This is a genomic window from Deminuibacter soli (assembly GCF_003412455.1).
GTDB classification, from domain to species: Bacteria; Bacteroidota; Bacteroidia; order Chitinophagales; family Chitinophagaceae; genus Deminuibacter; species Deminuibacter soli.
The window spans coordinates 89,259-109,897 of record NZ_QTJU01000011.1; the positions used below are offsets into that span (position 1 = coordinate 89,259).

Consider the following 20,639-nt stretch of genomic DNA (forward strand, 5'->3'; position numbering starts at 1 on the left):
ACAATCGGTTTATTGGTTAACAGAAAGTTTAAGCAGCATACAACCATGTGCCGGGTAAGAAGTCTGATACGTCTTACTGAATGTTCCCAAATCTTTCCCGGCCCACAGATCACGCAGGCTCACCTTCCCTTTCATATTTAGCATTTTGAAGTCCAGTGTTAACTGACGGGTAGTATCCGCCAAATTGAATATTGCGGCATAAACCGCTTTACCATCTTCCGCATCGCTGACCCAGATCATTTGATTATTTTGGTTTGACAACTCCCGCGGATTAGTTCCATGTTGATTCACTTTCAATACTTCGCTATTGGTAAATAATGTTTCTTCAATTGCCCTGTTTTCGGGCAGGTTTCCACCAAGCATGAGCGGAGAGCGATAGATACACCAAAAGGTCATGTGACTGTAAAGCTCCGCGTCAGTGAACCTGCTGTACCTTTCTGCCCCAACAGGCCCTCTTTTAGAAAGTTTTCCGATTTGCAGCATATCGGCATCGGGCCAATGTCCCGGTCCTCCTTTGCCTTCCCATTTTTTTGCAAGCTGAAACATATTAAGCACCTCATTCCAGTTATCCCAAAAGTCTTCTGCCATGCGCCACATATTGCCATACCTTGCCACGTGAGCGGCTTGTGCAAGCGGCGTTTCACCTGGCGAAAGGCTGAATACTACGGAACGCCTGCACGCAGCAATCGCCTTGTTATAACCTTCCACTTCCGCAGCACTATAAGGACGTGACAGATCATCTACTTTTACAAAGTCTACCTGCCAGTCAGCATACAGATTAAGAAGCGAATTGAGATACTCCTGCGCACCTTTCTTATTCATATCCAGGCCGTACATATGGTTGTTCCAGCCACACGTGGATGTCGTGTCTGCAATCATATCGGCCGTAATGCCATTCGTTCCCAGCACCGGGCACCTGGCCCACACCGCCTGCTTTGGGATACCACGCATGACATGAATGCCAAATTTCAGTCCTTTACCATGCACATAATCCGCCAACGGACCAAACCCGTGACCATTAAAAGCAGACTGAAATTTATTAGGGTGAGGAAGCAGCCGCCCATATTGGTCCATAGATAGCCAGGGAATGAATGAGCCGTCCTCGAGATTTTTTTGAGATACATTCCCCAGATTGGAGCCAGGCGGGTTATCATATGACCATAGAAAATCTACTACAATATATTCCCATCCAAAAGGCTTAAGTTTATCAGCCATGTAATCGGCATTGGCCTTTATTTCATCTTCATGAACGGCCGATCCATAACAGTTGTAACTATTCCAGCCCATAGGCGGCCGCTCGGCAACATGCATCTTATCCTGGGCGTTTACTGCCGTTAGCCATATGCATGACAATAGCAAAAAAGCAATTATTTTCATTTCAAATACAAATTAAATTCTGAAGAAGTCAGTGGTTATTTCAAAAAGGGCAGGAAGGTCTCAGCGATCAGCTTATTGCCTTTCTCATTCATGTGCACATTGTCTACCGTAAGAATACCCTTTTGTTGATTATTCGGGTTAATTGTTTTGAGTGTATCAATAAATACTTTGCGGATGTTGCAGAAAAGCGTGCCATTTTTTTTCGCCACCTTTTGCATGATAGCTGCATACTGATCCAGCTGTTTATCCATCGGGTTACTGCCGTGTTTTTTTTCGCCGATAATGGTGGGCGTACACAGGATAACGCTGATATGTTTTTCCTGTAAGCGCTTTACGATATAGGATAATCCAAGCTCATACTGATCAGGAAAGGTGCCGCCAACAGTCGGCTGCCAGGTGAAAAATCCCACATCATTAATACCTATCATCAAAAAAACAATATCCGGCTGTTGCTGGATGACATCGGTTTCAATCCTGGCGAGCAGGTCACGTATTTTGTTGCCGCCTACACCCTTGCCCACCAGTTCATAGCGATCATCACTGCCGTTGTGTTGCAGCGTATCACGCATCATCCGGATGTACCCGCCCTCCAGGTCGCCGGCATAGGTAATGGAATCTCCTAAGAAAATCACTTTCTTTTTTGGGGGTGCCATGCCTAAGAGCACCGCCAATGCTGGCAGGAAGAGTAACAAAGAAAAACGCTTTACAAACAGGTTCATTTATTCAAATTTATTTGTTGAGGTATTGTGATGCGAGAATCAAAAAAATGCTGGAGGTCCAGGTATATTCCGGGTCAGATTTCTGTTCCCCGGTACGGGCATCATGCCTTTCAGGAAATTCCTTTGCTGCCAGATGTGCACAATAGGTTTTGGCGATTTGCTCAGCAAATACCTTTTCGCCACAACTTTTCAACCCATCAACCAATATATAATTCACCGGCGCCCATATCGAACCACGCGTGTAGGAGTTCGTATTAAAATAGGGACTGCTTAAGCTTTCTGTTGCCATACCGAAGGGTGTCATCAAACCACCGGCTTGCTTCAGATCCCTGATCAAACGCTCTTTAATATTTTGTGGCAGCCGTTTGCCAAGCAACAACGGTACATAAGAAAGAAAACTGTCCCCTTCTTCATTCCATTTACCTGTATTTACATTGCGTGCGACAAACTTATTGCCCTTCCATAATTGCCCGATGAGTGTAGCAGTTAATGCGTCTGCCCTTAAGGTCCATTTCGCTGCCTCAGCTGGTTTTTGCAGCCTGGCAGCTATCTCTGCCAGCACGTCCATTTGAACAATAAGAAAAGTCGCCAGTTCAGGGGCTTCGGCAGGTAATCCTACGTCAAAAGGCGGCGTATCGTCGAAAGATTCATAACTATGGTTATACTGGGGCAGTCCATTTTTATCAGGATCCCTGAAATCAAACCAGAAATTGGTCCATTTCACCAGCGCCGGGTAAATCGCTCTCATTCTTTCGGGCGTTACCATCTTGCTATTTTCCATCATTTTTCGCAAAGCCCAACCATGGACAGGCGTTTTAAGAATACCCCATAATTCCTTCTCATCGTCAAAGCTGTCGGGCAGTGAACCAATCTCACTCTGGTGATCAAATACACAGGCAAACTGGTCCCATGCAACCGCAGCATCAACCGGGGCCATTGCAATGGCATTGAAGCAGTGGTCCCAGGACCATATCTGGTTCATCCAGTTTTTACTCATCAGCATGCCTTCCCTTTTCATTTGCCCCCTGGCGGCTACCAGGCATGACCAATTAATATATGCCGCCAGCTTTGCTGCCTGCTGATAACCAGTTTTAAACCGGGGCATTTTATTCATCCAGGCAGTAAAAGCACCGGTAGCCTGCACCGCACATAGGTCAAAGTTCTTTGTATATTCCCTGGGCTGCCACTCGCTCACAAAATTTTCTATCGCCAGTTCAAAGGTGCCATCCTTACCAGGCTGCGCTTCTGCAAGATACCGGCTATAATCATTCGGCTTTGTGCTGTCCGGGATGTCCCCGCTTTGTTCGATTGTTCCTGCTAAAGGAGATATCATCCAAAAAAAACCGTTCGCACCACCGGTGGTCAGCCTGATCCTTTTATTAATTTCCACGGCATAGCATTCATTCAGCGGCTTCATGCGAAGGCCCAGGGCCGTGCCCCTGACACGAATGGTATTCCCGTTTTCAAAGCAAAACTGCACGCTTCCCCGCGCTGTTTTCAGCGTCAGCAGGCCGGGTGTGGCGATGATTTCAGGGGTAACAGTTTTACCATCTTCTACAACCTCGAGCCGGATAAACTGGTCAAACAATTTGCGCCGGGAAAGATTTCTCAGTATGATTCCATCCGGTTCGTTTTTGGCAGAAGCATTAAGCAAATTCGTCAACCGGTGAATGGCAAGGTATGATCCACGGTAACTAAAGGGAACCCTGCTGATATCAAAACTTAATTCCTGTGAACAGGCACCTGCCGCTATAAGTACAAATGCCATGATTACCCATATTCTTTTCATCATTTTTCTGTGTAGGTTACCAATTAGGATTTTGCTCTGCCAGGTGATTGGTATTGATCTCGGCCTGTGGAACCGGGAAATAATCATACTTTTTGGGTATAAAGAACTCTCGTCCTACTTTATCGCTGTTCGTTAATTCCTGTTGCAGCAGTCCCCATCTTTTCAGGTCGTAGAAACGGGTACCTTCCCGAGCAAATTCAATCATCCGCTGATGCCGTATTTCTGCCATCATTTTATCCTTATCTGTACCGGCCGGGAACGGTGCAAGGTTTGCCCGGTTTCGTACCTGGTTTAAGTAAGGATATGCTTCACCTACCTTGCCATCCATGGTAAGCGCTTCGGCGAGCATCAGCAATACGTCGGCATACCTTAACACCCTTTCATTGATGCTTGTTACAAACGAGCTGCCGTTAGAGCCTGTCAGCTCATTGTCTTTTTTCCAGTTTTGATATTTTCTGAACATGGAATGAAAACCTGACCAGAGCGCAAATGATTTGAAAGGCTTATTATAATAAGTTGCACCAGGATAATCCCATACCAGCGTTGCATACATCCTTGGATCATAATCTCCACTCTGCGTCTTTTCTTTTTCAAACTCATGAAGTAGCTTGTCGGTAGGGGCGGCTTCAAACCAGCCGGCAACTTCAGAAGGCGCAAATTCCTGGGCCGTGAAGGTGCCGAGTGCAAGTTGCGAGCTGTTACCAGCCCAGAAATAAGGGCCCCCCGCATCCTGTATCTGCACCTCAAAAAGTGATTCCTCATTATTTTCAAAGGCATCAGTAAAATTGTCTTCATAATTTTTCCGCAAGGCATAGGCAAACGGGGATGCAGTTAATTGATGAAGGGTTGTTGCTGCATTCGCATAATCTTTACTGTACAGGTAAGCTTTACCCAAATATCCAAGCGCCGCACCTTTCGTAGCGCGCCCCAACCATTCACCCGACCATGCAACAGGCAGATCGGCCGCAGCCTCTGTAAAGTCCTTGTATATCTGCGCCCAAACATCTGCCTCCGGCGATTTAGCCAGGTTGTAATCACTACTGGATGAAGGAATAGAAATGCGGAGAGGAACGTCTCCAAAGTTGATGACCAGGTTAAAGAAAAAAAGGCCCCGTAAGAACTTCGCTTCGGCCAGGTACACTTTCTTTTTATCATCCGTCAATGCCGCCCTGTCAATATTGGCAAGCACCTGGTTGGCCTTAAATATTCCCTGGTATTGATTATTAAAAATATTGGTAACGATAGCATTATCTGCAGTGTTGATAAAAGTAGAAATTTTATACAGGTCTGTCACATCGTTACGGATAAAAAAATCATCCCCCCTTGCATTGGTTACTTCTACGCCACGCGTACTCCAATATCCTGAATTATATGCAGGCAGCAGGTAATAGGTAGCTGCCATTGCCTGCAACACATCGGTTTCATTTTTCCAGTAAGTGTCAGACGTCAGTACATTCGGGTTTACTTTATCAAGTGTATCCTTTGAACAGGACGCTATACCGGCTATTAAAGTGATATAAAAAAATATTTTTTTCATATGAAAAGTTTGAAAGGCTAAAAGGACATTTGAATACCAAAGCTTACCACTCTTGGAAGAGGATAGCTCACGAAAACAAAATCTACTCCACGGTCAAAAATGGAACCGGTTCTGCCGATATCAGGGTTATACCCTTTATAGCTGGTAATGGTGAACAGATTATCACAACTGATATAAGCCCTGAGTGAGCTGATATGCGCACGCTGGAGCAAGGCCGGTGAGAAATTATATCCGAGCTGTAATGACTTCAATCGAACATAGGCGCCACTTTCCAGGAAACGTGCAGAGGTTCGGTCATTTACATTCGGGTCACTGATAATAGCCCTCGGAATGTTAGAGTGGTTATTGCTGGTCCAGGCGTTGAGTGTTGCTGTAGAATAATTAAACTCATAGCTCATGCTTTCCAGTTCCTGGCGGAAAGCATTGTAAATGCTGTTACCGTACATTCCCTGCACCACAACAGCAGCATCAAAATTGTTCCATGATGCGGCAAAGTTTACGCCATATTCAAGCTTGGGAAAGGGGCTTCCGCAATAGACGCGGTCATTGTCATCAATTTTACCGTCACCGTTGGCATCAACGAAACGAATATCACCGGGAGCTGCATTGGGCTGAATTTTCTGGCCGTTTTTTCCGAGATAATTATCTACTTCCTCCTGGCTGTTAAAAATGCCATTGGTTTGAATCAGCTTAAAAGCAGTCACTGGGCCGCCAACACCGGTCACAGTTGTTGAAGCGCCGTTTTGTGTTGGTTGACCGCCATAAATAGGCTGGTTGCCTTCGCCCAGGCTCAACACTTTATTCCTGATAACCGACGCAGTAGCGCCGATGGTATATTTAAATTTATTGATCCTGTCGGTATAAGAGGCACCGACTTCCACGCCGTGATTTTCAATAGACCCGGCATTGGTCACTGGGTTAGATACAGAGCCAACAGAGCCTGGAATGGGTACATTTAACAATACATCGGTTGATTTCTTTTTAAAATAATCGGCGGTAATATTCAGTTTGTTATTGAATAACGCGGCATCAATACCAATATCAACAGTTTTTGTGTTTTCCCATTTAATGTTCGGATCAGCGAAGGCCTGTTGTATGGCACCAAACCATTTGTGTTGATCTGTGCCGATAGCGTAGTTGGCATTGGAGGCAATCGTAGGGATATATGCGTAGTCAGCAATTTCCTGGTTGCCTAATTCGCCGTAGCTTACCCTTAGTTTAAACGCATCGAAGACTTTGGATAGAGGAGTAAAAAATTTTTCTTCCGAAAGATTCCAGCCTGCTGCCAGGGAAGGGAAATTCCCATAGCGGTTATTTTTACCAAATCTTGAAGATCCGTCCCGGCGGAAACTGCCGGTGAACAGGAAGCGGTTGTCATATCCATAAACAATCCTGCCCAATTGCGACAGCAATGCGCTCTCTATCCTGTTGCCACCAACACTTGCCGTACCTGAACCCGCATCCTGTACATCCAGCCCATCGGGCAGATTATTGTTTGATTCTGACCAGAAACGGTAGCTGTTTTTCTGCATGGTGTAGCCTACCAGCACCTGTAGCTTATGCCTGCCAAAAGTTTTGTCATAGTTCAGTGTATTTTCTAAAAGCAGCATTTTGCTTTGATCCTGGCTTTCATTGAGCACATTGGTGGGATTGGAAAACAGCGCGCCCACCTGGTAGCGCTGCGTATAGTTGTAGCCGGTTCCTGAAGCCAGTGTATGGCCTACATTAAATTTATATTTTAAATCCTTTGTAATGCCGTACTCTGCATAAAGGTTAAGCAATACGGAGTTTGTTTCGTTTTTGGTTTTGATAAGGTTGAGCTGGGCCACCGGGTTGATGATGTTCACTACCGGTCCGTAGGCGCCGGAAAAACCTCCCAACGCTGTTGGATCATATACCTCAAATACCGGGATGGACTTGGCAGCACCGCCAACAGGGTTGCCGCCACTGGAGGGAATCCTGTTCCAGTTCTCTTTACTTAACAACACCGTTTCACCAATCTTAAATTTTCCCTTTGTTGTTTCTGACCTGATGCGCAAATTATATCTTGAATACCCCGTGACCTTCACAATACCTTGCTGGTCAAGATAGCCGCCCGAAATACTATACTTTGTCTGATCGCTGCCGCCGCTGATGTTCATTTCATAACTCTGCACGGGTGCTGTTCTGAATATCTCTTTTTGCCAGTCTGTCCCTTTGCCTAATTGTTCGGGATTTTTGGCAATGTCCAATCTGGGTAACCCTGCAGCATCATGCGCCTGGTTACTGACTTCTGCCCATTGCTGTGCATCCAATACATCGAGCGTGCGGGCAATCTTCTGAAGGCCGTAATTGCCAGCGAAATTGATCTGGGTTTTACCGGTCTTCCCGGTTTTGGTAGATATAAGCACTACACCATTTGCTGCCCTTGAACCATAGATGGCGGCGGCTGAAGCGTCTTTCAAAACATCGATGGATTCAATATCACCGGGAAGCAGGTTACTGATGGAAGCAACGGGAATACCATCTACGATATACAGCGGAGTTGCATTGCCAAGCGTTCCCACGCCGCGGATAAGTATCCTTGTTCCTGAGCCAGGGTCTCCGCCGGCGGATTCAACTGCCACACCGGGCAAACGGCCCTGCAGGCTTTTTTCAACACTGTTTACACCCTGCGTTACCAGGTCCTTACCTTTCACCGAAGCTACAGCACCTGTCAGGTCTTTCCTCCTGCTGGTTCCGTAACCCACCACTACAACGTCGTTGAGCGCAGCTGTTACCTCTTTTAATTTAACAATGACGGAAAGTGTAGCGCCGGGTTTCAACTGGTAGCCTGATAAGGTCTGAGATTCATAACCGACAGAAGAAATCGTAAAACTATAGCCATTTCCGGGTGGAAGATTTGAAAAAGAGAATACACCACTACTGTCTGTTTGCACGCCTGCGTTGAACTGCGTTTTAGCATTAGTGACCGTTACTGAAACGCCGGCGATATTTTCGTTCTTTTCGTTTCGCACAATACCTTTTACGCTCGAACCGTCCGGCATGGCATCGCATAATGCGGGGATAAATAATAAAATCAGTCCGGTAAGGGCATAACAATATACCCACCGGCCAATGAGAGAAGATTTCATAAGCAAGTAGTTCGTTTAAAAATGTTGAAATAATTAATTGCTCCGGCAGCGGCATGCCGCCGGCTTAAGGGAACAGAAACGGATGCAACTTATTTGCGGATAATGATCTTATTCTTCGTTTTAATGACCGACAGGTCATTTAAAGAAGCAATATCATCAAGCATCCTCTCCAGTGAATCCGTCCGATCAAACTTACCGGTAAAGTATTTGTCTTTAAGATCCGCCGGATTGTAATAAATCTCTGCCTGGTAATAATTTGCCAGTTGTTCAATGACCTCTGAAAGCGGCTGTCCGTTAAACTTAAACCAGTCTGGCCTCGCTGGCGGACCGGATAGTTTTGATGAGCCTGCTTTTACGAGCAATTTATTGGATGGCCGGTTGATATATGCAGTCAAAAGCTTTTTGGAGTAAACGAATTCATCACCTGGAGAAAGCAGCCCTTTATTTGGTATAACCACTTTATTGTTCCCGTTTAATTTCACCTGCACTTCCCCGGTAAAAAGCCTCACCCTGATATTATCTTCGCCTTTCCTGTTACTTATCCGGAAGGTAGTCCCTATATCTATCGTAGCAATGTCACCGGCATTAACAATAAAAGCCCTTGCCTTATCGTGTTTTACATCAAAAAAAGCCTGGCCATCCAAATAAACAATACGCTCCCTATCCTGCTTGAACTGGCTGCTATACTTTACAGAACTGTATGCAGCCAACCTGATAGAAGATCCATCCGGAAGAATAATATTTTCCTCTTTTGACGTGCTGTTATTATAAGTAACCATCCCGGGCTGCGAGCTTTCTTTTACCGCAATTACCGGAGGATTGATGCTTTTTATCCGTTCCTGCTGCCATTTAAAGATTGCAAATCCGGCAATGATCACCACTGCCGCTGCCACTGAAAGCCTTCTGAATAGTCTTACAACAGACGCTTTTTCAAAAGCTTCCCGGTGAATTTTTCCGAGCCATTGCTGTGATATTCCGGGCATAAGCTTGCCAGCGATTTCATAAGATTCACTTTCGGATAAAAACAGGTCTATTGCGTCTGGATTTTCATCCAGAAATTTTATGACAGCAGCCTTTTCTTCTGCTGTACACTCATTCCTGAAAAAACGTTCCATTAATACCTGGTCAATCATTGGCCAATGATGTTATTATGAAAGTATACGTCAGAAAAGGCAAATACCCTTAGTGCATTAAAAAAAATATTTGCATAAAAGAAATAACAGCAGTACAATTAAATTCCTGAGCTGTTTCAGCGCCTGAGACATATGCGCTTCAATTGTTTTAACGGAAAGCGACAGTTCATCTGCGATTTCCTTATAAGTCATTCCTTCCACCCGGCTCATTTCAAAAACCTTCCGGCGCATTTCAGGCATTTGTTTGATGATATTGTCAGCAGTTTCACGCAGTTCTCTTTCTTTTATCTTTTCCCACACATCATTAATTTGGGCGTCGCTGTCTTCAGTGAGATGACTGTGTTGATGCATATTCTTTTCCCTTCTTATTACGTCAACAAAGCTTGTTTTTGCGATCCTGAATAGTTGCGTATATATAGAAAATTCTTCTGATAAGTTGTGCCTGTATTGCCAAAGTTTAATAAATGTTATCTGGGTAACCTCTTCCGCTATAAAGATTGATTTGGACTTACCAAGGAAATAAAAATAGATACGCTCATGGTAGCGGTAATACAACTCGTCAAATGCAAGTTTATTATTCTGTTTCAGTTCGGCAATCGTATCCAACTAACAAAATTTGTGAAAGCAAGCAATGCCACTAAACTACATTATTTTTCATTAAGTGCAGACCAATATAACATCGTCAAAACAAAATGTAGCGGAAGGCCATAAAGTATATTGCATACCCATACCAAAAAACCGTAATATCACCGCTGCGCTATGCCATCGCTTTATTTATCAAAAGTTGCTGCTGTTAAAAGTGTTGACTACCGGCAGGCCGTTGTTGGCAGTTACCGCAGCATTTTTCCCGATTGCTGAGATATTGAAACTTATTCACTCATGGCCGTAGAAATAGAATACTTTACCGCTGCTATGAATTTCCTGATATCCTCCGCCAGTAATGCAGGCTGTTCCATCGCGGCAAAATGCCCACCTGCAGCCATCTCTGTCCATCTTTGAACGTTAAAAAATCTTTCTGCATACGCACGCGGGGGTATTGAGATGTCCTTTGGAAACAATGCAAACGCCGTCGGTATTTTTGTTTTATCTCCCGCTTTATTCAAGGGATTAAACTTTACCAGCGGATTATAAATCGCCTGCATAATTTCCTGGATTTCCTCGTGGTAAATCCTGAAGGATGAATTGATCGTTTGCGTTGCCCAATAAATGGTAAGATTGGTAAGCAACTCATCTTTGGTAAATACGGATTCCAGCGCCCTGTGATTGTCGCTCCAGGTATAGAACTTTTCAATAATCCATCCTGCCAGTCCGGCTGGTGAATCGTTCAGCCCATATGATAAAGATTGTGGCTTAGTGCTTTGAATAGCGGAATATGCTCCTTCTGTTTGCACCCACCTTTGCGTTTTTTTCTGAAATTTCTCTTCTGATTTGCTGGGATCTTCCAATGGCATTATGCCATGTCCGAAAGGTACATCGGTTAAATGTATACATAGCAGGGAACTTTCATGGTATAATGCCAGCTGCTCAGTAATGCTACTGCCCCAATCACCACCATGTGCGGCGAATTTCTCATAAGCCAGTTCTTTTCTCATCAAATCCGCGAAAAGGCCTGCAATTTTTTTTGTGTTCATTCCTTTTTGGGTAGGGATCTCCGAAAACCCGTAGCCCGGGATGGATGGAACGATCACATCAAAAGACAATCCGCTTTCGTCCGCCTTTGTAAGAAGTGGAATGAGCTTTAAAAAACGCACAAATGAATCAGGGTATCCGTGTGTGAGAAGTAAAGGAATAGCATTTTGTCCTTCCCCTTTTTGATACAGGAAATGTATTTCCGTCTTATTGATTGTTGTTTTAAACTGTGGAAAAGAATTAAGATACTCCTCTTGTTTTTGCCAGTTAAAAGTTTTCTCCCAATAAAGACATAGTTCTTTTAAATAGGTTTTATTTGTGCCGTAGTCCCATTTCTCATTTTCTATTTCATCTGTCCAGCGGGTTGCGGCAAGTCTATTTTTTAAATCATCGATAACAGAAGATGGGATCGTTATTTGAAAAGGATGTTTCATTGCTTTTTTATGTGAAAAAGCAACAATCAATCCAGAATAATTCCGTTAATCAAATCACTGATTTTTTACAATTTCTTCGGAAGACCACTCTATATTTTGTGCGGCTAAGTGGCATCATTTACATCCTTTCTCAACCTTCCGATCACCACGAAAGCACCGATGATAGCAGGAAAAAATAGTAAAAAGGCTCTTTGAAGCAAGGTAAAAACAGGCATTATTGAAACCGGTACTATACGTTGAAACAGAACCGCGATACTGATTTCGGCAAATCCACTGCCGCCGGGGCTTGGAGCAAAGTAGATCATAAATTGTATCAGTACCTGAACGGCCATTACCTGCAATAGGTCAGCATGAATGCCAAGCCCTTTCAGTATCATCCACTGCATGCAATATTTATTAAGGTACAATGCGATAGTAATAAGTACACTTAACAGGAACAGGCCGGGATGCTCACTAAGCAGTAAACGGCATGTTTGCTGGTACCTGGAAATATTGTCGTAAGCCTTTTGTGACCATGCCTGCAATTTTAATTTTCTTTTTGGCAAAATCCATGACACAAAAATGGCCATCTTTTTTATTCCATTTCCTACCAACAAAGGTTTTTTAAACGCAAGCAAAAACACAAATAGAAAAATGGAAAAAAAACTAAATCCATACTTAAGCAGGGAAAAAACTATGCCGCTTTCCAGGTGCTGGTTCCCGAGCATTAAGGCCGTCAGCGCTGCCAGTGGCATGAAGATCAAAGTGGAAGCCATGCTGATAAGAGCAATGGCAAAGGCACTAATAAAGTTGAGCCCATTGCGCATGTAGATGTATATTTGAGCAGGACCGGCGCCACTATGTCCGGGTGTAATGGCCCCCATGAACATATTAGCTGTATTGGCTTTAAAACTTGTCCACGCAGAAATACCAGGTGCAATCTTCCTGACAAAAATATGATTGCGCCATCCGCCCAGCAACAGGTCTATAAATAACATACAAAGACATATTGCAAGGTACCCGGGTTTAATAAATGTAAGTACCTCAAAGGTTTTACCTGTATTATTGTAAAAGAAAACGGCCGCAATGCCGGCAATTGTGATGAGCGAGAACACAATGGCGCCTCTTACAATTTGCTGCGATTTTATTATGGGTATTTTGTTTTCCGTTAAACTGGCCTGGGCATTGTTCTTTTGATCTTGTGACAGAATTTTCCTATTGTCAGTTTGCGTATTTGATGCCATCATAAAATTGTAATTATTGCACGATTAAAGAAGTTCCTTCAGAAGGTGGTATCGGCTTATGCATCCAGTCCAGGAGGGTACTGAATAAATCCGCAGTTCTTGCCGGATGTTGGGCCCAATGCTGTTGATTATAGATAAGCGGTACAAGCATATGCTCGCGGTGCAATGAACCATGCGAACCCTTGTGCTCCGGTATCTCCCAGGCGTCCCGCAAATCATATCCCTTTTTTGCGCAGATCACCATGTCCCCCGCGCGCTTGCTCCTGAACAGCTGCTCTGCCTGCACCAGGCTGTCAGGATATAAACTGTCAAATGTTTTCACAAGCGCTTCCCGGTGGTCATCTGCAAAAACTGCTGATCCGAGGCTAAGCGGGTCGGACGTTTCGGGTAAGTAGCTATACCGGTTTCCGGTTTTTTTAATCAGGGCTTTGCCCGCATTATTATGGACACATAATACGCCGGGTTCATTGCCACGGTAGATAATAAAATCAACTGCCTCTTTTTGTATCAGCTGCTGTAAGCGGCTTTCTCCAAAACTGTTTACCAGCGATGATTCCCCGAGTGGTCCACTACCTTCATGATGCAGCAAATGAAGACTTGCAAATGAATTGCCCGACACCGAGACTGATGCAGCAGGATTTTTTTTCCAGATAAAAGGGTGACTGATTGAAGGCAGGCCCGCCTCAGTCAGCCAGTCGGCTATATCGAAATGTGTATGAGTTGCCGTTAGGCCATGATCAGAACTGAGCACAAAGAGCGTTTGCTGCCACCAACCCTTTTTTTCTAAAAATTCGCGAAGTTCGCCCAGGCTCTGATCCGCTATTTTATACGCCTGGATGGTTCGTTGATCCCTGATGTCATAATAGTGCGAATCCCAGTCAACACTCGGGAATACAGCAAAAAGAAAATCAAAATCATTTCCTTTCCGAAGCATCTCCATTATCCTTTTATGCCCCAATTCATCAACAGGGTGATTTCTGCCAAAAAAATGCGCTCGCAAATACAAAAGGCTTTTGCCTTTTTTTCCAAGGTCGAATTTATCGGGCACTCCGCGCGTGATCATGTTATACACATTATAACTCTGCCCGAGCAGCTCCAATAATGTAGGCTTATCACCGGGCATATCAGAATTAAACAGATTTGCCTCCGGGCCACAGTAAGAGCGTATGGCTTCTTTATTTCTCCAGCGTTTGCGTTTGAACTCCTCTTTGTCAAACCAACGGATACCTGTTATATGCATGGAGCCGGGAAAATGGCCTGTTAAAAAGGGAAGATAAGCCGGCCCTGTTGTTGAAGGAAAACACGTTGTTGCTGTTCTGAATGTGCCTTCATCCACTATTCTTTTTATATTAGGTAAATGACCCTGCTGCAATAATTCCTGCATCACATTTATATGTGCACCGTCTACCAGGTAATAGACCACTCTTCTTTTTGTTACCATATATAAAAAACAGGAGTGAGCAGCTAAACCCTACCACGAGCACTGTTAAATAATATCATGTCAAGAAGTTTTGATGCGCAATCACATCGGGTGTTCGTTTCAGATTGGCGTTTGCCATTTCCCTGCAGAAATACAGCAGATGATAATGATTGGAGAGTTAATTCAAAATAAATAAACAAACGGTCTCAGAATGGTTGTTACCTGCTTTTCCATAGCGTGTATGCACAGCGTAACAGCAAAGGTGTATGAACACTTTCTATGCGAGCGCTTATATCCCACTTTCGCCCCACCATCCATCCTATAGAAGGCGACCATAAAAAACGTCTCCGGTTGGTAATTTTATCCTCGTTATATATTTTCCTGGCAACTTTATTCAAGGTACTTCCAAGTTCAGCCGCAACATAAAATCTGCGTATTACAAACACTTTAAGTCCAAGTTTGGCAATATAATCTGTGGTGCCGGGCGTATATAAGGCGGTGATATCATTAATGGCTGAAGACCGGTTAAAACGATGATTAAGCCCTGCAGTAAACATTAACACCATATCATAATCTTTAATTCCTTTTTGCACACGCAGATCAACAGACGCCCATTCTGCTGCATCAAAAACATCAAAGGAAATACCGCCCCCTGCCCCTGCTTGTATCGACCAGTTGTCGTCAGCACACACATATTGTTTGCCAGGTGACCACAATAAATTTGTTGAGGTAATACCAGCCTGCCATCCGGTCCATGACCTTACTGCCTTATATCCGGCTGCCTGCATATTTTTGTATCCCTCAACTGTATTACCCTGACCATTGGTATAATGGTAAAAAACCGGCCCAGCAAAAAAACTAACACCCTTTCTGAGCCTTAAATTCAGTGATGATTTTAGCTGCAACAGGCGATTATCCCAGCTGCCGGCATTAACGGCCTGATAATTGGCTTCTGTTAAAATGGCGAGTTTATCTGTCAGCAATATATCGTGCCCTAAGCCGATTCCTGCGGCGTATAGTCTTTTACCTCTCACGATGTTCATGCCTGCCATAAATACGGTATATAATTTGGCATTGCCAAGCTTTACTGCCAGGTTTGTATTCATGAGGTCACTAGCGAATAATGACAGTGAATGATACCCACCCGCATTACGTACAAAATTCAGCAGGCCTATGCTATAGCCATCGGAACTGTCTGTAATATTGATTAAGCCAATCTGCACCCCCCTTAATTTACCCGCGTGATTGACTGCCGCAATCTGCATCCCGTTTACCGGTCCTTCGGTTTTGTTTACTAACGCAGAAACCTGTATACCGCTGGTTGAATCTATTACGAGGTTATGTAAACCTGCCACCTGCACCCCCTTTAGCGACTTCCCCACAATATTTACGGCCCCTGCTATTTGGAAATTATAAGCATTACCTGTGTTGGAATTAAATATGCCAGCCGCTTCGAAGCCAGACGACCTTTTTGATGTATTATAAAATGGATTCGCAAGTATATGCCCATGTTTGCCAGCCTCCCGGGCAAGCGTAGTAACCGGCATAAGTTCGAAGGGTTTAACTGCCTGCATTTGTACAGCCAGCTCATGATCTGAAGCTTTTGTTATATCTATGAAAACATCCAGATAGAGTTCCTTTTTTAAAACTATATAACCCATCGGGTAACCAACAGGAATTTTCAGCTGGAATATACCATCCTTATTGCTAAGGGCAAAAAGCCCATTTAATGAAGAAGATACCATTACACTGTCCAGTGGTTTGCCCGTTTCCTTATCTGATATTTGGCCTGTTATGATGTAGTAAGAATTCCGTTTCGTTATAATAATAAAATCCTGGTGCTCCGCGTATTCATATTTCTCTTTAAACAGCAGGCGAAGCAATTGGGAAACAGTCTTGTTTTCAGCAGACAGGCTTACGGTCTGTCCCGGCTCAAGGATATCTGTTTTATAAGAAAAATGCACATTCCCAAGTTCACCAAGCTGTAGAAGTGCTTCCTCGGAAGAAGCCTTGTTAACTGAAAAAAAGGCAAGCTTTTTATCCAACAAATGCTGCGCTCCTGCCACTGCAGGAAAGGCCAGGCATAGCAAAATTATCAGTCGCTTAATAAGTGCAGGTTGATTCATGTATTATAGCCCGCTTCTTTTTTTAAGAATGACTGTATTACCATGCTCGACCATTGTAAGTTGCAGCGTACTGCATATCACAGGTAATATTTCGGTTATTGTCTTTCCCATAAAAGTCACTGTGATGGGCATATCGCCGTCTTTATCATCCTGGAGGGAAATATGTGTATCATAAGTATTGTTTAGCGCCACAATCAACTCGCGAACAGGCGTCCCTTTACATACAAATTTTTTCGTGCGGTAATAACTATATAAAGAGTCGGCGTTGACCTGTTTAACGGCCGTCATATCATCTTTATAAAGTGTAACCTTTTCTTTGGCAAGCAGGTGAAAAACCATGTTACCTTTTTTAACCTGTACTGCTCCTGTTTCTACGATAATTTCTGTTTTATTATCTGTCATTTTAATATTAAACGACGTACCTACCACCTCTACTACTGTACCGGGTAAATCTATGACAAAAGGTATTTCCCTATTTGGAGCTACAGAAAAAAAAGCTTCTCCCGTTAGCTGAACATGGCGTTTTTTATTATAAGAAGACGGTGTATAATACAGGACAGACCCTTTATTAAGCGTTATGCGGGAGCCATCAGGCATTATTTCTGTCAGTACTGCTTGGCCGGATAACAATTCCTTTTTTGGGCCGGACATTTGGCTTTCCAAAAGATAAAAAGCAATCAGGCCGCTCACCAGGACAAATATAGCTGCGATGCGTACTAATTTTTGGTGGAACCAAACCTTTCGCACTGGAAGAGAAACGCCGGCCCCTGCAATGTTGGCCCGGAAAGTTCGCCATTCAGCTTCCTCATCAATGTGATCAGTGTAAATTCCGGATTGCGCATAAGATGACACTTGCAAAAATATTTCGTAATAACGCCTGTTTTTCTCATCGCTGTCTAACCAGTGTCTAACTGTTTCAGATTCGGCTTCCCCTGATTCACCAGTGATATACCGTGCTAAAACTTCGTCATTTATTACTCTATTTTTATTTTTTTTTGCCATTAGACATTTACTGTATAATCCATAATATAAAAATAAATGGCAAGTAGTCTTTCAGCTCTTGCCGGAATATTTTCAAAACTTTGGTTATATGCTTCTCCACTGCTTTTTCAGAAACATGCAATCTTCTTGCTATTTCAGCGTATTTCAATCCCTCATACCTGCTTAACTGAAAGATCAAGCGGCTTTTCTCAGGTAATTCATTATACACTTCTGCTATCTTTTGCTCCACTTCCTTTTGCTGCAATCGCTCTGAAGCTGTTGTTAATCTTTCAGAATTTTGCAAATAACGTTGTTTGTAGACCGCTTTTACTTTCAGATGCTTTAAGTGGTTGAGGCCTGTATGGTACACCGATTTATAGAGGTAGCGGATTAATGATTCCGTTGATTGAAGTTTTTCTCTTTTTTGCCAAAGGTTGGTAAATGATTGCTGAACGATCTCCTTGGCGGTGCTATCATCCTTCACAATAGTATAGGCAAACGCATACAGGTTTTTAAAATTCTCTTTAAAAACTGCTTCAAACATACGTTCCGCCTCATCATTTTTAAGGTTACCCTGCCTATCGCCAGTCATTATAAATATTCCGCAATGTTTAAAAAACTACATTCTCCGGCCGTTTTACCTGATATAACAGTTAACATTGGCTTTACCCTACCGGTTATCCAAATTTTTTTTTACCCCAGGTAAAGACCACGGATCATCCAAAAATAAAATTATATCGAATACGTCACAAATTAACAAAATTAAGTACGATTGCGAAGTAAATATTAATTTGTGTAGATTTACAAAATATGCGGTTTATCCCATCCTTGATGCGTGAATCATTATGAATTTAAAGTGACAAGCATGAAGATTCAAAAGTTCGAACCATCCCAATTGTTGAAACCTTTTGTAAATAGTTTCATGATCGTCGAAAGCGACACAGAAACGGTAAACAGGATTTTACCTGGCACCTCCCTTGTGATGGCTTTTCGATTCCGGGGAACTACATTTTCAGACAATTCACCTCACGCGCCGCTGCCGGCGTTTTGCCTTACTGGGATAAGTACAAGTTCCCGTCTTATCCGGTATACCTGCAATACTGGTGTGCTGCTTGTACATTTCCGGGAGGGCGCAGCAGCAGCTTTTTTCAATGCCCCTTTGCACGAAACGGCCGGATACAGTACGCCACTTGACCAGTTGTTGCCAGCCTGGCAAATCCAGAAGATTGAAGAACAGCTATCTGAAGCTCCCACTCATGATCAGCGCATCAGGCTGGTAGAGGAATTGCTTAATACTAATCTAAAATACAGGGCCACTTACGACTTAGTAACTGAAGCAGTAAAACTGATTAAATCAACAAGCGGTAATTTCAAAATTTCCGAGCTGGTAAAGCTATTAAATACAAACGTCAATTCATTCGAGAAGCAATTCAGAAGTCAGGTAGGCACTGGCCCCAAACATTTTTCATCAATAATCAGGCTAAGATCGGCCATTCAAAATTATAAGAACGGAGCTGATCTCACCAAATTATCTTATGCTGCTGGCTTTTTTGATCAATCGCATTTTATCAAAGGGTTTAAAACTTTCACAGGTGAAAGTCCTTCCCATTTTTTTAAGCAGGGATTTTACTGGTAAACGTAAGCCCAGTTTACAAAATTGATTATTTACAATTCAGGGCTATTGCGGTCGTCTATTTTTGGGGCTGCAAGGCATTAATAAATTAACCACTTAAAACCATCACCTATGTCATTGACTACAAAACTATTTATCATCGTTGTTTTGATATTCACATTGTCCTCTACCAAAGCACAGCAGCAGGATACACACAAAAACGTTTACAGTACAAAAATGAAAACAAGTGAAACACTCGAAAGAAATAAGGAAACGATCCGTCATTTATATGAAGATCTTCTGAACGAAAGACAATTTGATCAACTTGCAAGCGTTGTGTCTGAAGAATACGTCGGCATACGCGGTGAAAAAGGAGTAAAAGGGTTTTCAGAAGCGGTGACAACCATTGTGGCAGGATTTCCGGATATGAAATGGACCATCGAGGATTTACTCGCAGACAATGATAAGGTAATAGTGAGATGGTCTTGGAAGGGAAACAATACCCAGCCATTCCGTGGAATTCCGGCAAGTAATAAACCGGTTACCGATAATGCAATAGTGATATACCAATTCAATGAAGGTGGCAAAATTGTTCACGCCTGGATGCAGGGCGACAGACTTGGTGTATTATTACAGATTGGCGCTATACCCGCGAATCTGATTCCATCGCCCCCACAAAGCCCAAAAAACTAACAATGTTTCCTTGAAAAATCTTTGATCTACGTCAATGAAAGTTATTTACTTTTTATTGGATTCACTGGCACAAAAAGAAACCACTCCACCAAACAACTATAGTATGGTCTCCAAGTCGTTCCATCATTGTAATGATTCATGATTGCCGGATGACCAAGTCTCCTGGCATTGAACTTGTTTAACGATTATTTTTTGCAGACAAAACCGGCTCAGCTGTTACTTCTTTGTAAATATCCTCAAATCGTTTCCCCTTATGTAACAGCCATGCCGCAGAGAATTTGTTGTCAACCGTATTGAGGAGGTGAATGCAAAGTTTCTTCTCATCTGTTGTAAGATCATGAAACTCCATTTCGGCAAGCAGGTTCATCCTTTTACGACATGTTGCCAAAGCTTTACTTCCCTTGGCAGTCATCTTTAGGCGTTTGGATCTGCCATCTTCCGCATCCGCATACTCGGAAATATAACCGATCTTCTTTAAACGACTTAGCATGTCGCTGCCTGTTGAAAGCTCGAACAATGCCTTGGAGATAGCCTCTGTCTTACGTGGTTCATTGAGACCGTCGATGGCGTTCAACAATGAAAATTCTTCCGAAGTATTTATTCCCGTGCCATCCATCGCAATTGCAGCGTAAAAGGAATGAAGTTTGTAAATCCTTCCGACGAGCCTCATCAAAACAAAATCAGTTGATACAGGCATTTGCCAGGGCGATTTTGCGACAGCGGTCGATTTTGTATCATTCGTATTAAGATAATACCTGCAAAAGTCTTCAAGGCTACTTTCCGGGTAACGTGCATCAAAGTCACCCCATGCAGTGATCAATGCCACAGCTTTATTCATAACATTTATTGTGAT

Annotated in this window: 16 protein-coding genes; 2 read left to right on the forward strand and 14 right to left on the reverse strand. The window is 43.3% G+C overall.

Annotated features, from left to right (window positions below; genetic code table 11):
* Positions 1 to 9: 9 nt before the first annotated feature.
* The 13 genes from DXN05_RS21425 to DXN05_RS21485 all read right to left on the reverse strand — a co-directional run bounded on the left by DXN05_RS21425 (position 10) and on the right by DXN05_RS21485 (position 18,073).
* The gene (locus DXN05_RS21425; protein WP_116849343.1) at positions 10 to 1,377 is read right to left on the reverse strand and encodes a glycoside hydrolase family 27 protein; all 1,368 of its coding nucleotides are present in this window, start codon (positions 1,375 to 1,377) and stop codon (positions 10 to 12) included.
* Between the two features lie 35 nt (positions 1,378 to 1,412).
* Positions 1,413 to 2,009 carry an SGNH/GDSL hydrolase family protein gene (locus DXN05_RS21430; RefSeq protein ID WP_158559388.1) on the reverse strand — a complete coding sequence of 199 codons (597 nt, stop codon included), beginning with the start codon at positions 2,007 to 2,009 and terminating at the stop codon, positions 1,413 to 1,415.
* 97 nt (positions 2,010 to 2,106) lie between these two features.
* On the reverse strand, positions 2,107 to 3,888 hold the full coding sequence (locus DXN05_RS21435) for an amylo-alpha-1,6-glucosidase (protein ID WP_158559390.1): 1,782 nt from the start codon (positions 3,886 to 3,888) through the stop codon (positions 2,107 to 2,109).
* Positions 3,889 to 3,901: 13 nt separating this feature from the next.
* On the reverse strand, positions 3,902 to 5,422 hold the full coding sequence (locus DXN05_RS21440; RefSeq protein ID WP_116849346.1) for a RagB/SusD family nutrient uptake outer membrane protein: 1,521 nt from the start codon (positions 5,420 to 5,422) through the stop codon (positions 3,902 to 3,904).
* A gap of 17 nt (positions 5,423 to 5,439) precedes the next feature.
* The gene (locus DXN05_RS21445; protein WP_116849347.1) at positions 5,440 to 8,535 is read right to left on the reverse strand and encodes a SusC/RagA family TonB-linked outer membrane protein; all 3,096 of its coding nucleotides are present in this window, start codon (positions 8,533 to 8,535) and stop codon (positions 5,440 to 5,442) included.
* An 89-nt stretch (positions 8,536 to 8,624) separates the two neighbouring features.
* Positions 8,625 to 9,668: a FecR family protein gene (locus DXN05_RS21450; protein WP_116849348.1), complete on the reverse strand. Its 1,044-nt coding sequence runs from the start codon at positions 9,666 to 9,668 to the stop codon at positions 8,625 to 8,627.
* 57 nt (positions 9,669 to 9,725) lie between these two features.
* Positions 9,726 to 10,274, reverse strand: a complete 549-nt coding sequence (locus DXN05_RS21455; RefSeq protein WP_116849349.1) for an RNA polymerase sigma-70 factor — start codon at positions 10,272 to 10,274, stop codon at positions 9,726 to 9,728.
* A 263-nt stretch (positions 10,275 to 10,537) separates the two neighbouring features.
* The gene (locus DXN05_RS21460; protein WP_116849350.1) at positions 10,538 to 11,731 is read right to left on the reverse strand and encodes an epoxide hydrolase family protein; all 1,194 of its coding nucleotides are present in this window, start codon (positions 11,729 to 11,731) and stop codon (positions 10,538 to 10,540) included.
* 104 nt (positions 11,732 to 11,835) lie between these two features.
* Positions 11,836 to 12,957 (reverse strand): lysylphosphatidylglycerol synthase transmembrane domain-containing protein, encoded by a 1,122-nt coding sequence (locus DXN05_RS21465; RefSeq protein WP_116849351.1) that lies wholly within the window; start codon positions 12,955 to 12,957, stop codon positions 11,836 to 11,838.
* A gap of 10 nt (positions 12,958 to 12,967) precedes the next feature.
* Positions 12,968 to 14,395, reverse strand: a complete 1,428-nt coding sequence (locus DXN05_RS21470) for an alkaline phosphatase family protein (protein WP_116849352.1) — start codon at positions 14,393 to 14,395, stop codon at positions 12,968 to 12,970.
* A gap of 197 nt (positions 14,396 to 14,592) precedes the next feature.
* Positions 14,593 to 16,500 (reverse strand): LA_2272 family surface repeat-containing protein, encoded by a 1,908-nt coding sequence (locus DXN05_RS21475; RefSeq protein WP_116849353.1) that lies wholly within the window; start codon positions 16,498 to 16,500, stop codon positions 14,593 to 14,595.
* A gap of 3 nt (positions 16,501 to 16,503) precedes the next feature.
* Positions 16,504 to 17,502: a FecR family protein gene (locus tag DXN05_RS21480; protein WP_116849354.1), complete on the reverse strand. Its 999-nt coding sequence runs from the start codon at positions 17,500 to 17,502 to the stop codon at positions 16,504 to 16,506.
* Between the two features lie 7 nt (positions 17,503 to 17,509).
* Positions 17,510 to 18,073: an RNA polymerase sigma-70 factor gene (locus DXN05_RS21485; protein ID WP_116849355.1), complete on the reverse strand. Its 564-nt coding sequence runs from the start codon at positions 18,071 to 18,073 to the stop codon at positions 17,510 to 17,512.
* Between the two features lie 273 nt (positions 18,074 to 18,346).
* On the opposite strand from DXN05_RS21485, the gene DXN05_RS21490 reads away from it, so the two are divergent.
* Positions 18,347 to 19,117, forward strand: a complete 771-nt coding sequence (locus DXN05_RS21490) for a helix-turn-helix domain-containing protein (RefSeq protein WP_116849356.1) — start codon at positions 18,347 to 18,349, stop codon at positions 19,115 to 19,117.
* Positions 19,118 to 19,225: 108 nt separating this feature from the next.
* Entirely contained in the window at positions 19,226 to 19,786 is a 561-nt protein-coding gene (locus DXN05_RS21495; RefSeq protein ID WP_116849357.1) for an ester cyclase, read from the forward strand.
* Between the two features lie 178 nt (positions 19,787 to 19,964).
* On the opposite strand, the gene DXN05_RS21500 is transcribed toward DXN05_RS21495, so the two are convergent.
* Positions 19,965 to 20,624: a MarR family winged helix-turn-helix transcriptional regulator gene (locus tag DXN05_RS21500; RefSeq protein WP_116849358.1), complete on the reverse strand. Its 660-nt coding sequence runs from the start codon at positions 20,622 to 20,624 to the stop codon at positions 19,965 to 19,967.
* Positions 20,625 to 20,639: the final 15 nt, after the last annotated feature.

What these genes read in the sequence shown, in the direction of transcription:
- DXN05_RS21500 (WP_116849358.1), bottom strand. Translation starts at nt 20,624, where the DNA reads ATGAATAAAGCTGTGGCATTGATCACTGCATGGGGTGACTTTGATGCA.
- DXN05_RS21475 (WP_116849353.1), bottom strand. Translation starts at nt 16,500, where the DNA reads ATGAATCAACCTGCACTTATTAAGCGACTGATAATTTTGCTATGCCTG.
- DXN05_RS21440 (WP_116849346.1), bottom strand. Translation starts at nt 5,422, where the DNA reads ATGAAAAAAATATTTTTTTATATCACTTTAATAGCCGGTATAGCGTCC.
- DXN05_RS21490 (WP_116849356.1), top strand. Translation starts at nt 18,347, where the DNA reads ATGAAGATTCAAAAGTTCGAACCATCCCAATTGTTGAAACCTTTTGTA.
- DXN05_RS21450 (WP_116849348.1), bottom strand. Translation starts at nt 9,668, where the DNA reads ATGATTGACCAGGTATTAATGGAACGTTTTTTCAGGAATGAGTGTACA.
- DXN05_RS21445 (WP_116849347.1), bottom strand. Translation starts at nt 8,535, where the DNA reads ATGAAATCTTCTCTCATTGGCCGGTGGGTATATTGTTATGCCCTTACC.
- DXN05_RS21435 (WP_158559390.1), bottom strand. Translation starts at nt 3,888, where the DNA reads ATGATGAAAAGAATATGGGTAATCATGGCATTTGTACTTATAGCGGCA.
- DXN05_RS21465 (WP_116849351.1), bottom strand. Translation starts at nt 12,957, where the DNA reads ATGATGGCATCAAATACGCAAACTGACAATAGGAAAATTCTGTCACAA.
- DXN05_RS21480 (WP_116849354.1), bottom strand. Translation starts at nt 17,502, where the DNA reads ATGGCAAAAAAAAATAAAAATAGAGTAATAAATGACGAAGTTTTAGCA.
- DXN05_RS21470 (WP_116849352.1), bottom strand. Translation starts at nt 14,395, where the DNA reads ATGGTAACAAAAAGAAGAGTGGTCTATTACCTGGTAGACGGTGCACAT.
- DXN05_RS21425 (WP_116849343.1), bottom strand. Translation starts at nt 1,377, where the DNA reads ATGAAAATAATTGCTTTTTTGCTATTGTCATGCATATGGCTAACGGCA.
- DXN05_RS21495 (WP_116849357.1), top strand. Translation starts at nt 19,226, where the DNA reads ATGTCATTGACTACAAAACTATTTATCATCGTTGTTTTGATATTCACA.
- DXN05_RS21460 (WP_116849350.1), bottom strand. Translation starts at nt 11,731, where the DNA reads ATGAAACATCCTTTTCAAATAACGATCCCATCTTCTGTTATCGATGAT.
- DXN05_RS21485 (WP_116849355.1), bottom strand. Translation starts at nt 18,073, where the DNA reads ATGACTGGCGATAGGCAGGGTAACCTTAAAAATGATGAGGCGGAACGT.